This window comes from Stenotrophomonas lacuserhaii (assembly GCF_014836545.1).
Lineage (GTDB): Bacteria > Pseudomonadota > Gammaproteobacteria > Xanthomonadales > Xanthomonadaceae > Stenotrophomonas > Stenotrophomonas lacuserhaii.
In genome coordinates, this window is sequence record NZ_JACSQS010000004.1 from 193,706 (window position 1) to 206,022 (window position 12,317).

Annotated in this window: 9 protein-coding genes and 1 tRNA gene; 5 read left to right on the forward strand and 5 right to left on the reverse strand. The window is 64.5% G+C overall.

The genetic code is table 11. The features are described 5' to 3' along the window. Positions 1-44: 44 nt before the first annotated feature. The 4 genes from H9654_RS06300 to thiS all read right to left on the reverse strand — a co-directional run bounded on the left by H9654_RS06300 (position 45) and on the right by thiS (position 3,831). Positions 45-1,892 (reverse strand): SLC13 family permease, encoded by a 1,848-nt coding sequence (locus H9654_RS06300; protein ID WP_101100864.1) that lies wholly within the window; start codon positions 1,890-1,892, stop codon positions 45-47. A gap of 30 nt (positions 1,893-1,922) precedes the next feature. Then, positions 1,923-2,657: a tRNA (guanosine(46)-N7)-methyltransferase TrmB gene (gene trmB, locus H9654_RS06305; protein WP_191769880.1), complete on the reverse strand. Its 735-nt coding sequence runs from the start codon at positions 2,655-2,657 to the stop codon at positions 1,923-1,925. Further along, positions 2,657-3,451, reverse strand: a complete 795-nt coding sequence (locus H9654_RS06310; protein WP_101100860.1) for a thiazole synthase — start codon at positions 3,449-3,451, stop codon at positions 2,657-2,659. The genes trmB and H9654_RS06310 overlap by 1 nt, the downstream gene beginning before the upstream one ends. A 179-nt stretch (positions 3,452-3,630) precedes the next feature. Then, entirely contained in the window at positions 3,631-3,831 is a 201-nt protein-coding gene (gene thiS, locus H9654_RS06315; protein WP_101100859.1) for a sulfur carrier protein ThiS, read from the reverse strand. 186 nt (positions 3,832-4,017) lie between these two features. On the opposite strand from thiS, the gene H9654_RS06320 reads away from it, so the two are divergent. Both H9654_RS06320 and H9654_RS06325 read left to right on the forward strand, forming a co-directional pair. After that, a complete protein-coding gene (locus H9654_RS06320) occupies positions 4,018-5,832 on the forward strand; it encodes an autotransporter outer membrane beta-barrel domain-containing protein (protein WP_191769882.1) in 1,815 nt (604 codons plus the stop codon). Between the two features lie 198 nt (positions 5,833-6,030). Next, positions 6,031-6,104, forward strand: a tRNA-Gly gene (locus H9654_RS06325). A gap of 295 nt (positions 6,105-6,399) precedes the next feature. On the opposite strand, the gene H9654_RS06330 is transcribed toward H9654_RS06325, so the two are convergent. Next, positions 6,400-9,654: an ATP-binding protein gene (locus H9654_RS06330; protein ID WP_191769884.1), complete on the reverse strand. Its 3,255-nt coding sequence runs from the start codon at positions 9,652-9,654 to the stop codon at positions 6,400-6,402. A gap of 292 nt (positions 9,655-9,946) precedes the next feature. Between H9654_RS06330 and rimK the strand changes: the two genes are divergently transcribed. The 3 genes from rimK to H9654_RS06345 all read left to right on the forward strand — a co-directional run bounded on the left by rimK (position 9,947) and on the right by H9654_RS06345 (position 12,204). Next, positions 9,947-10,825 (forward strand): 30S ribosomal protein S6--L-glutamate ligase, encoded by an 879-nt coding sequence (gene rimK / locus H9654_RS06335; protein WP_191769886.1) that lies wholly within the window; start codon positions 9,947-9,949, stop codon positions 10,823-10,825. 249 nt (positions 10,826-11,074) lie between these two features. Beyond that, positions 11,075-11,569, forward strand: a complete 495-nt coding sequence (locus H9654_RS06340) for a hypothetical protein (protein ID WP_191769888.1) — start codon at positions 11,075-11,077, stop codon at positions 11,567-11,569. A 146-nt stretch (positions 11,570-11,715) separates the two neighbouring features. Further along, a complete protein-coding gene (locus H9654_RS06345; RefSeq protein ID WP_191769890.1) occupies positions 11,716-12,204 on the forward strand; it encodes a hypothetical protein in 489 nt (162 codons plus the stop codon). Positions 12,205-12,317: the final 113 nt, after the last annotated feature.

The following is a 12,317-nucleotide window of genomic DNA, read 5'->3' on the forward strand; positions in this document are numbered from 1 at the left end:
CCAATGGTGGTCACCCACCAAGGCAGGCCGTCAGCACCGCCGCCTCAGAACATGATGTTGATCATCGCAACCACCACCATCGTATAGACCAGCGACAACGGTGCGCCGACCCGCCACAGCTCGCGCGGGGTGTAATTGGCCGGGCCGGTGATCATCGAAATCACCGGATTGGAGGCGGTCATCAGGTTGTTGGACGCTGACAGTGCCACGATCAAGGCGAATGCGGTGGGATTGCCGCCGGCGGCCAACGCCAGGTTGACCGCGATCGGCACCATCACGATGGTCGCCCCCACGTGGCTGATCACCAGCGAAAACGCCGTGGTCAGCAATGCCAGCGCCACTTCCAGCACCCATAGCGGAATGCCTTCGGGCAGTCGATCGATGGTGTGCCCGGCCACCCAGGCGGCCGCGCCACTGGAATCCATCGCCCAGCCAAGCGGAATCAGCCCGGCCATCATGAAGACGGTCTTCCAGTTGATCGACGCGTAGGCCTCGTCCATGCGCAGCACGCCGGTCAGCAGCATGCCGGCCACGCCGGTCATCAGGGTCAGTGCCACCGGCAGCTTGGAGGTCAGCGCGATCAGGATGGTCAGCGCGAAGATGCTCATCGCGATCTTGAACTTGTGCGGGCGCTGTTCGCCCTTCGGGTAGTCGGTGACGATGACGAACTCGCGCCCGCGCGCGGCCTGCGCCAGGTCGGTCCAGATGCTGTGGAAGACCAGCATGTCACCGGCGCGCAGCTGCACATCGCGCACGTCCTCGCGGATCACCTGCTTGTCGCGGTTGATCGCCAGCAGGCTCAGGCCGCGCTCCTTGCGCAGGCGCAGTTCGGCCGCACTCTTGCCGATCACGTCCGACGTCGGCGGCACCACCGCTTCGGAAATACCGGCACGGCTGGGATTGAACAGGTCGCCCAAGTGCTTGAGCCGCGAAGACATGCGCAGGAACTGGTTCTGCGCGAAATCGCTGACCAGCTGGCGCGACCCCATCACCCCGATCACGCTGCCCACCCAGATGCGCATCTCCGCCGGCGGCGCCAGGCGGGTGTCGTTGCCGGTCTTGAGCGCCAGCAGCAGCGGCGCATCGTGCAGGGTTTCGGCCTCGCCCAGGGTCATGCCGACCATCGGGCTTTCGGCGGTGACCACCAGTTCGAAGACATCGCCCTCGATGCCGTAGGTCTTGGCGAAATAGCTCTCCGTACGCGCCGGGGTCACCCCGTCATTGGCCAGCGTTTCCTCTTCCACCAGCTTGCGGTCGCCATAGAAGTGGAAGTACAGCAATGCGGCAACCAGCAGGGCCACGCCGATCGGCAGCGGGGCGAACATCCGCAGCGGTTCGATGGTGGCCAGGCCCGAAGGCAGGTTGTTGTTGGCCGAAGCCAGCAGATCGTTGAGCAGGATCAGCGGCGAGTTGCCGACCATGGTCAGCGCACCGCCCATCACGATGGCCGCGGCGATCGGCAGCAGCAGGCGCTGCAGGGTCAGTCCGGTGCGCGCGGCCAGCCGCGAGGCCACCGGCAGGTACAGCGCCATCACCGAAGGGTTCTGCATGAACGAGGAGTTCAAGCCGGCGATCGCGGTGGTCATGATCAGCAGCCGTTGTTCCACCCCGTGGCCGCGTCGCAGCAGCCAGGCGGCCAGCCGGTTCAGCGCGCCGGTGCGGTCCAGGCCCGCGCCCAGGATGGTGGTGGCGATGATGCTCATCACCGCGTTACCCGAGAAACCACCGAAGATTTCTTCCGGCGCGATCAGGCCGGTGACGCCCAGCACCACCAGCACCACCAGCGCGACCACGTCGGCGCGGATGCGCTCGAACAGGAACATCGCCATCGTGAAACCGACCAGCCCGAGGACGAGCTTCATATCAGTGGTCAGCGTCAGCGCGGTTTCCATGGGGGGCGCGATCCGGTCGGTGTCAGGGGGTCAGGTGCGGTCGTACAACAGGTCCCAGACGCCATGGCCGAGTTTCTGGCCGCGGGTCTCGAAATGGGTCTGCGGCCGCCATTCCGGACGCGGTACCTGGCCGCGTGGCCCGGCACGGTTGACCAGCCCGGCGGTGGCGTCGAGCACGTCCCACATCTGCTCGGCGTAGTCTTCCCAATCGGTGGCGCAGTGCAGGCGACCACCGGGGCGCAGCTTGCGCACCAGCAGTTCGGCGAACGCCGGCTGCAGCAGGCGGCGCTTGTTGTGGCGCTTCTTGTGCCACGGGTCCGGGAAATAGATGCGCACTTCGTCCAGCGCACCGTCGGCGATTTCCTTTTCCAGCACTTCCACCGCGTCGTGGTGGTACAGCCGCACGTTGTCGACATCGTCATCGGCCAGCGCGTTCAGCAGCCTGCCCACACCGGGGGCGTGGACTTCGATGCCGATGTAATCGCGGCTGGGATCCTGCTGGGCAGCGAAGCGCAGTGCCACGCCATTGCCGAAGCCGATCTCCATCACCTTGTGCGCATCGCGGCCGAAGGTTGCGGCAAGATCACGCACTTCACCGTTGAAATCCAGGCCGAAACGCGGCCAGCGCTCATCGAATGCACGCTGCTGCGCCGCGGTGAAGCGGCCCTGGCGGAGCACGAAGCTGCGGATCTCGCGGCGTCCTTCGTGGACGGTGAACGGCTTGGCGGGGGCCTTGGAGCCGGTACTGGAAAACGGGTCGGTCATCAGCCGATCAATCCATCAATGGGGGAAGAGGCGCTGGCATAGCGCTTGCGCGGGATGCGGCCGGCCAGGAAGGCTTCACGGCCGGCTTCGACTGCCTTGCGCATCGCGCTGGCCATCAGCACCGGGTGGCGCGCGCCGGCAATGGCGGTATTCATCAGCACGCCATCGCAGCCCAGCTCCATCGCGATGGCCGCATCGGAGGCCGTACCCACGCCGGCGTCCACGATGATCGGCACCTTGGCGTCTTCGATGATCTGCAGCAGGTTGTACTTGTTCTGGATGCCCAGCCCGGATCCGATCGGCGCGGCCAGCGGCATCACCGCCGCGCAGCCGATCTCTTCCAGGCGCTTGGCCAGGATCGGGTCGTCGGAGGTGTAGACCATCACCTCGAAGCCGTCTTTCACCAGCATCTCGGCAGCCTTCAGCGTGGCGACCACGTCCGGATACAGCGACTTCTGGTCGCCGAGCACTTCCAGCTTGGTCAGGTTGTGGCCATCGAGCAGCTCACGCGCCAGCCGGCAGGTGCGCACCGCGTCTTCGGCGGTATAGCAGCCGGCGGTGTTGGGCAGGATGGTGAAGCGGTCCGGCGGCAGCACGTCCAGCAGGTTCGGTTCGCCCGGGTTCTGGCCGATGTTGGTGCGGCGGATGGCGACGGTGACGATCTGCGCGCCCGCAGCTTCGGTGGCCGCGCGGGTTTCTTCCAGATCCTTGAACTTGCCGGTGCCGGTGAGCAGGCGCGAGGCGTAGGTCTTGCCGGCGATGACCAGCGAATCAGAGGGGGCGTGATGGTTCATGACGCGATTATCGCATGGGGTAACCGGCGCCGGGGCTCGCCGCACGCGGGCGTTGACGCGCCCGGTAGTGACGGCCGCTGGCCGTCTGCTTCTGTTTTGGGGGTAGCGAGCGTTGGTCGTCACGCTTCAGCCTGCCGCTGCGCTCGCCGAGCATGGCTTGGCGCTACCGAAGGCAAGCGTCAACCACCGCCCAGCGCGTGCACGATCTCCACCACATCGCCGTCGGCCAGCACATGGGTGGCATGCAGGCTGCGGGTGATGATCTCGCTGTTCACTTCCACCGCGACGCGACGTTCAAGCAGCTGCTCGTGCTGCAGCAGGTCGTGGACGGTGGCGCCGGGGGGCAGGGTGCGGGATTGGCCATTGAGCTGGATGTTCATGTCGCTATTGTCGCTGATACGGCCATGGCAGGCAGGTTCAATCTGTCATCCAGCGCTCAAGTGTTGTGTTCAAGGGACTCCAGGCGACAATGCATGCCGCGGCGCAGCGTGACTTTGCCTGCGCTGATGAAACCATTGCACCGTGCGCTGGCGTATTGCCGGCGCTTGATCCCACAGGAGTTCCCCATGTTGTCCAGCAAACGTCCCGTCCGCACCCTGATCGCTGCGGCGCTCGCGCTTGCCGCGTTGCCGGCGATGGCCGCCGATCCGGCCTTCAACCGCACGGTGTTCTTTGGCGACAGCCTGACCGACAGCGGCTACTTCCGTCCGCTGCTGCCGCCTTCGGTGCAGCCGGTGACCGGCAAGTTCACCACCAACCCGGCCTGGGTATGGGCCGAGCACGTAGCCGACTACTACGGCACCAATGCCACCCCGAACGGCAACGGCCAGAGCGGTGACAACTATGCCGCCGGTGGTGCCACCGTAGCCACCGACCTGGTCGGCGCGCTCGGCCCGACGCCGTCGCTGAAGACCCAGGCGGCCCGTTACCTGGCGGCCAATGGCGGCAAGGCTGATGGCAACGCTTTGTACACCGTGTGGGGCGGTCCCAACGATCTGTTCGGCATCACCAACCCGGCCCAGGCGCCGGCGGTGATCGGGGCGGCGGTGACCAACCAGATCGGCATCGTCGGCAGCCTGCAGGCCGCTGGCGCCAAGTACGTGCTGGTGCCGAACCTGCCGGACATCGGCCTGACCCCGATGGCCCGCGCCGGTGGCCCGGCAGCCATGGCGCAGTACACCGCCGTGGGAACGGCCTACAACAATGCGTTGTATGGCGGCCTGACCCAGGCCGGCATCGAGTTCATCCCGCTGGACACCTTCACCATCCTGCGCGAGATCGTCGCCAGTCCGACCGCCTACGGCTTCCGCAACGTCACCGACATGGCCTGCACCTCGGCCTCGTCGGTGACCTGCAACCCGACCAGCCTGGTCGCCCCCGATGCCGCCAACGCCTATGTATTCGCCGATGGCGTACATCCCTCCGCAGCCACCCACCAGATGCTCGGCCAGTACGCCGTTTCGGTGCTGGAAGCCCCGCGCCTGCAGCAGGTGCTGACGCATTCGGCACAGACGGTGGGTCGCTCGCGCGCTGACCAGGTCAGCCTGCACCTGGGCGGCGCCCCGGCCGATGGCCTGTCGTGGTGGGGTGGCGTGCGTGGCGACATGCAGCGGTACGACCACGCCGACCTGTACGACGGCCTGGCCCCGGCCGGCCTGTTCGGCATCGACTGGGCGCGTGATGGCATGGTCGTCGGCGGCTTCGCCGGCTATGGCCGCATGGATGCCGATTTCGGCAACAGCCAGGGCGACTTCACCCAGTCCGACACCACCGTGGGCCTGTTCGCCGGCTGGTATGGCGAACGCGCCTGGGTGAACGGCCAGGTCAGCTACAGCTGGCTGGACTACGACGTCACCCGCAAGGTGCACCTTGGCCCGGCCACCCGCGAACACAAAGGCTCGCCGGAAGGCAGCAACCTGACCGCGGCACTGAACGCCGGCTACGAGTTCGGCCAGGAAGGCAGCTTCCGCCACGGTCCGGTGGCCGCAGTGATCTGGCAGAAGGTCAAGCTGGACGGCTACCTGGAAAGCAATCCGAGCAGCACCGCACTTGGCTACAGCGACCAGGACGCTGATTCCACCGTCGGCCGCCTCGGCTGGCAGGCACGCCTGGACGGCGGCAGCATCAAGCCGTACGTGCAGGTCACCTACGACCATGAGTTCGAAGACCGCCAGGAAGGCAGCGCCTTCCTGCAGAGCCTGCCGGGCGTGGGCAGCTACCGCGTGCCGGGCCTGAAGTTCGACAAGGACTATGCCACCGCCATCCTGGGTGCGCGCATGGAACTGTTCGGCCTGCAGAGCAACATCGGCCTGAGTGCGACCACGATGCAGAAGAAGGCGATGGACACCTCGATCTTCGCCAGCTTCAGCGGCGCGTTCTGACCCTCACCCGGAATGACAGCCGCTGGCCGTCATTCCGGGCCACCATGGACATGGGTAGAGCCGACTTCAGTCGGCTTCTTCCACCGACCGGATTTCTGACGCGCCGGTGCAGCCGACTGAAGTCGGCTCTACCAGTCAGGTGACCGCATGCGCGCATTGCGCTCATGCCACCCCGCCGCCTAAACTGTGCTCCGCGATGCGGGTGTAGCTCAATGGTAGAGCTGTAGCTTCCCAAGCTACTGACGAGGGTTCGATTCCCTTCACCCGCTCCACTGTTCCAAATCAGTCCGCAAGTGATTGAGAGCCATGCCCAGCATTCGCTGCGCTGGTGTGCACGCGACGTTCACACCTCAGTCGTATTGCTTGGAGGTTGCATGCTGTCGCGCCGATTTCAAGGAGCGACACGTCCTCCTGATGCCGTTGCTTTTAACGCGCCAACTGCCTGCAGCACTGCGGCTCAGCGGGCAGCGACCTGCCTTGGCCAGGTTGGCCGCAATGTTCGATGTCGTACTGGTCCAGCGAACGCCGGGCGCTGTCTACAAGGCTCAGTTCCTTGCAGACGCCCGGCTACGGCTCGCCCTGCAGCGGGTGTGTTACGTCGGTTCGACTCCGCAGGGCACGCGCGACGGCATCCCCCAGTTCGTTGAGCGACGCGGATTTGGGCAACAGCTCTTCAATGCCAGCAGACGCGCCCAGCGCGGTCTCGTCAGGGAAGATACTCGCGGTCAGCGCGATGATGGGCAGATCGCGTGCTGATCCTTCCGACGCTCGGATTTCCCGGGCCAGCGTGTAGCCGTCCATCACGGGCATCTGGCAATCCGTCACCAGGAGATCGAACCGCCCGTCGCGCACCGCTGCGAGCGCCTGTGCGCCGTCCTCCACGGCGACGCATTCCACGCCCAGTTGCCCCATCCGCCACTGGATGATCTCCCTGCTGGTGGCATCGTCTTCTGCTACCAGAACGCGCCATCTGCGTCCCGGTGGCGGGGCAGGCAACAAGGGTATTGGCCCAGTGCCTGACGGTGCGACCTCTCCAGCAGTGGCCGGTTCTGGTGGCAACACGGCGAGGCGCAAGGAAAGAACGGCGCAGGTTCCCAGGCCTGGCGTGCTCTTCAGTTCCAGCTCGCCTCCCATCAGATCGGCCAAGCGACGACTGATGCTGAGGCCCAGACCCGTGCCGCCATACTTTCGCGCGGTTGAAAGGTCTGCCTGGGTGAAAGGCTCGAAGATGCGCTCCAGCTGGTCGGCAGGGATGCCGATGCCAGAGTCGGTGACAGAAAAGGCCAAGCGTTGCTCACCCACCGCGTCGGCCACGACGTCGACGCGTATGGACACTTCACCGTGCGCGGTGAACTTGATGGCGTTGCTGGTGAGATTCATCAGTATCTGTTGCAGTCGAAGTTCATCGGCCAGCACGCGGCTGGCGACGGCAGGGGCGAGCGTTGCCGACAGGACAAGCCCCTTGGCGGCGGCTTGTGGGGCAAGCATCGCGTGCACCGTGTCCACTGAATTGGCAAGATCAACGGCGGTCCATTCCAGTGTCAGCGCGCCTGCCTCGATCTTCGACATGTCCAGGGTGTCATTGAGCAATTGGCGCAATACGGCCGAGGATCGATTGATCTTGGCGAGGATCGCACTCTGTTCCTGGTCGAGGCCGGTGTGGCCAAGAACTTCGAGCATGCCGGCGACGCTACTCATCGGCGTGCGGATTTCGTGGCTCATCGTAGCCAGGAACTCGTCCTTCGCTTTGCCGGCTTTTTCTGCGACTGCAATAGCGTCTTCCAGCGCAATCGACGCTTCGTGCGACTCGGTCACGTCCACCCAGTAGCCGCTCCACTCCGTGCCGGTTTCCGTCCTTTCCATAAGCTCGCCCTTGGAGTAAATCCAGCGCCACCCTTCCGGCGACAGCGCCCGGAACTGGAATGACAACCCTGTGCCTGTGGCAGCCGCAAGTTCTGTCGCCTCGACCAGCATCTGTTGATCATCGGGATGGACCCGAGCGAACATCGCGCGCTCGTCCTCAAGCACGTCTGACAGCTCAACGCCGAAAAGTGAAAAGACGTCGCCTGCTACATAGGGGAAAGTGAAGGTGCCATCCGGCGCGCGGTGGACCTGGTAAACGATGGCAGGTAACTTGCGTGTGACCCGGGACAGGCGATTCTCTGCAATGCGACGCTGGGACACCTCGCGTCGAAGCCGCATGTGGCCAACGGTATGGACAATGCTGCCAGTCAGAAGAATCAACAAGGCGGGCAACGTCCACAGCATGATCCGCCGCCAATTGATCGCCGGTTGGGCGCCAACGCCCAGCCAATCGTTTCGTATGCGCTCCCGTTCTCCTGCCGCCACATTGCCGACAACCTGATCAAACGCGGAGGCCAGGGCGGCGCTGTTCCCAAAGGCCGCAAGCGTCAAACGGTCCTCAGTTCCCGCCGGTGCAGCAATCTGCAGCCGCCCCGCGTACGCATCGCGGAGATACGGATCCACCACAGCAAGATTGCCGACATAGGCGTCTGCACCGTCTCCGTCCAGGAGCTTGAGGGCTGTCGCCGCATCGGCTGCAGTGACGAGTTGAACATCAGGCGCTTGCGCCTTGATGAGCGGTCCCAGCCTGTCTGGCTCGGACAGCACGACCCGGCGGTGGTTGAGATCGCGCAGGTCAATGACTCTGGGTGCGCCAACGTGGGTGAGGATGACATTTGGAATGGTGATGAACGGCTCGCTGAAACGCCAGCCCGCGCTTGCCGCCGCGTTGGTCATGGGGACGGCCAGTGCCGCATCTATCGTCCTGTCCCGCATTGCCCGCTGCAGCGCCTCGCCGTCCTCGAATTCCACGATCTGCAGATTCCTGGCACCGGCTTCCACGAATCGCTTCAGGTAATCTCCGGCAACCCCTGACGGTTTGCCCTGTTTGTCGCGAAAAGCGATGGGTTCCCAATTCAGGGGAACGCCCAACCTTATTGGCTGAGCGAGGGCCTCGGTCTCTTCAGGAGAGAATCTCAAGCCTGGGGTGACTGCCCATTCCAAGGGCGTGAGCCACTTCACGCGCAGGGCAGCGCGCGTCGCTTCTGGCAGCGAATTGAGTGCCACGTCCAATGCTTCGGCCAACGGCTGAGCGGCATTTGGGACGCCAAAGTACAGATTCATGGGGGGAATGTCGGGGGGCTGCAGCAGGGTCAGTCCGCTCAGCGATTTTTGCTTGGTCAAGTGCTGTATGACGTAAGCGTTGCCGATATACAGGTCGGCGTCCTCACGGGCCACACTCTTCAAGGCGGCCAGCGTCCTGCTGGCAGGCACGATCTGAGCGCGGGGATAGCGATCCCGGACGCCGACGGCTGTGACCTGATCATCTTCAACTGCTATCCGTAGACCCACCAGGTCGAGGCTGGTGATGGACCGGCGATCACTGGAGCGCGCCGTCATGCCCAGGGGAGCCGCGGCAAATTTCTGCGTGAACACCATGCAGCGGGTACGCGCGGACGTGAGCTGTACGTCCATGACCACATCGATGTCTCCTGCGCAGGCAGCCTCAAGCACTGCCTCCCAGCTAGGATAGGTCCTGGGTTCCAGCCTCACGCCAAGTGCGGTCGCTGCGGCCTGCAATGTCTCCGGAGAGAAGCCGGAAAGCCGAGCGTTTTCGACTTTCTCAAAGGGCAACCAATCGTTGTCATAAACACCGACCCGGATGACCGGATGCGCATGCAGCCAGGCACGCTGTTTCGGCGTCAATGTCAGCTCAGGTGCCTGAGCGTGGGCCAGCGCGCTGCTGGCAGCGCAACATAGTGCCAGCAGCCATCCGACCATCATGCCAAGGCGCATCATCCCCTCTCAGTTCGTGCAGGAAACTCAGCCTAGTGAAGGCAATGAGAAAGCGGCGTGTCGATGGGGCATTAGCACTGACGCGTCCTCACCGTTGTGTGCAGTGAAGGTGCGCTCCGGAAGAGCAGTAGAGGGGGGCGCGCAAGGCGCGACAGGGAGGCCCATTCCGGCCTTGGCAGCGCTGAGAGCGGACCGAGGGCAAGGGCCAAACCAGCGTCCTCTCATTCGTGCCCGACCGCCGGGCATCGTCATCGCGCACACGCTATGCTTCGCGCTTCCGCACGGCCCGGCCCCGATGAAACTCGCCATCCTTTCGCGCAACAGCAAGCTGTACTCCACCCGCCGCCTGGTGGAGGCCGCGCGCAGCCGGGGCCACACGGTGCGCGTGCTCGATCCGTTGCGCTGCTACATGCGCATCGCCGCCGATGGTTTCAGCATGCATTACAAGGGGCGGCCGATGACCGGGGTGGATGCGGTGATTCCGCGCATCGGCGCCTCGGTGACCCGCTACGGCACCGCCGTGCTGCGCCAGTTCGAACTGATGGGCGCGCGTACCCCCAATCCCTCCGATGCCATCCTGCGTTCGCGCGACAAACTGCGCGCGCACCAGCTGCTGGCAGCCAAGGGCATCGACATGCCGATCACCGTGTTCGGCGACAACCCGGATGACACCGTCGACCTGCTGTCCATGCTGGGCCCGCCACCGCACGTGGTGAAGCTCAACGAAGGCACGCAGGGCAGGGGGGTCATCCTGACCGAAAAGGCCAGTGCCTCGCGCGGCATCGTTGATGCCCTGCGCGGCCTGTATGCCAACTTTCTGATGCAGGAGTTCATCGGCGAAGCCCAAGGCGCCGACCTGCGCTGCCTGGTGGTCGGCGACCACGTGGTGGCGGCCATGCAGCGGCAAGCGCCGGAGGGCGACTTCCGCTCCAACCTGCATGCCGGTGGCACCGCCCAGGCGGCCAAGGCCAGCCGAGCCGAGGCGCAGGTCGCGGTGAGATCGGCCAAGGCGCTCGGGCTGAGCGTGGCGGGGGTGGACCTGATCCGCTCCGCGCGCGGTCCGCTGGTGCTGGAAGTGAACTCCACGCCGGGGCTGGAAGGGGTTGAAGGGGCGTGCAAGGTCGATATCGCCGGACGCATCATCCAGCACGTCGAAAAAATCGTAAGTCGTTGAATACGTGCGTAAAATCGCTTCTCTTTTCTCGTGAGACGCCGGTTTAACGACCCTTTAATCGGCACTGACGTAATGTGCATCAAACCGCAGCTCTGCCTCATCAGCAGGATCGGTATCGGGATATGAAACTTCAGACCCGGACGGAGACGTCCGGGTCTTTTTTATGCGACCGCCCATGTCGCAAGCGACTCGCTTGATCGACCCGCCCATCGCTCGTACAGTTGGGTTTCGTTCATGGAGGAAGCACAGATGAAGTCAGTTCTGATTGCAGTATTCGCCGTTGCGTTCGGTGTGGCCGGTGTCGCCCACGCGAAGATTGATTCCAAGCCCGCTCGCGATTCCGCGCTGGTGCAGCTGGATGTCGAAGAATCGGTCTCCCAGCAGCTGGCCCGCGTGGAAGGGGCGCTGCACAGCGAGCAGTACAGTGAGATCGGCGTTGAGGACAAGAGCAAGGTCAACGCGGCCATCGCGCGCATCCGCGACAACCTGGGCGAACACCAGACCGTCGAACAGGCCAATCCGGCGGAGCGCACCGCGATCTTCAACGATCAGGAGCTGATCAACACCATCCTGACCCGTGCCCATGCGGACAGCCGGATGGTCTGCCAGCGCGAGCGGCTGACCGGCAGCAACCGCCATACCAATGTGTGCATGACCGTCGCCCAGCGTCGTGAGGCGCGCGAAAACAGCGCCGACGCCCTGCGCAACTACAACCGCGTCAACCCGAAGGCGGGCACGCTCTGAGCTGCGGCGGTACCTTGCTTTGAACGGGCGCAGGAGGGCCTGATGCGCCCGTTCTTCCAGGTTTACGCCGCGGCGGTATTTTCCTTCCTTGATTCTTTCCTCACATGACTCTTACAGTCAGGGAATCTTTCAAGTAGGAGTCCAGAATGAAAACGCTTCACACCGTGGCCTTTGCCATCGCCCTCGGCTTGACCAGCCTGTCAGCCCAGGCCTACGTGCAGTCCGAATCGGCGGCCGGCAATACCCAGGCGCCGGTCCAGCTCAACGTGAAGGTGTCCCCCCAGGAGCAGTTGGCCGGTGTGGAGCGCGCGCTGTACAGCGAGCACTACAGCGAAGTGAGCATGGAAGACAAGAGCAAGGTCAGCGCGGCGATCAACCGCATCCGCACCCGGCTCGGCAACCACGACAGCGTCGAGCAGACCACCCCGCAGGCCCAGACCGACATCCTGAATGACCAAGCAGTGGTCAATACCATCCTCAGCCGCGCCCATGCGGACAGCCGCATGGTCTGCCGCCGCGAGCGCGCCACCGGCAGCAACTTTCCGGAGCGGGTGTGCCTGACCGTGGCCCAGCGTCGCAAGATGCAGGAAGATTCCAAGGAGGGCCTGCGTCGCTTCCAGCACACCAATCGGTGACCTTGACGCTACCTGCGCGCGGTTTCGTGTGAAATGTTAATGCCCGGGTCTGTATGGTTGGCGTCAGCCGGCGACAGCCCCCGGGTCGCAACCTGCGGGTTGCGGCCATGCCG

Coding starts and splice junctions, on each gene's coding strand:
- rimK (WP_191769886.1), top strand. CDS start 9,947: ATGAAACTCGCCATCCTTTCGCGCAACAGCAAGCTGTACTCCACCCGC.
- H9654_RS06330 (WP_191769884.1), bottom strand. CDS start 9,654: ATGATGCGCCTTGGCATGATGGTCGGATGGCTGCTGGCACTATGTTGC.
- H9654_RS06320 (WP_191769882.1), top strand. CDS start 4,018: ATGTTGTCCAGCAAACGTCCCGTCCGCACCCTGATCGCTGCGGCGCTC.
- trmB (WP_191769880.1), bottom strand. CDS start 2,657: ATGACCGACCCGTTTTCCAGTACCGGCTCCAAGGCCCCCGCCAAGCCG.
- H9654_RS06300 (WP_101100864.1), bottom strand. CDS start 1,892: ATGGAAACCGCGCTGACGCTGACCACTGATATGAAGCTCGTCCTCGGG.
- thiS (WP_101100859.1), bottom strand. CDS start 3,831: ATGAACATCCAGCTCAATGGCCAATCCCGCACCCTGCCCCCCGGCGCC.
- H9654_RS06310 (WP_101100860.1), bottom strand. CDS start 3,451: ATGAACCATCACGCCCCCTCTGATTCGCTGGTCATCGCCGGCAAGACC.
- H9654_RS06340 (WP_191769888.1), top strand. CDS start 11,075: ATGAAGTCAGTTCTGATTGCAGTATTCGCCGTTGCGTTCGGTGTGGCC.
- H9654_RS06345 (WP_191769890.1), top strand. CDS start 11,716: ATGAAAACGCTTCACACCGTGGCCTTTGCCATCGCCCTCGGCTTGACC.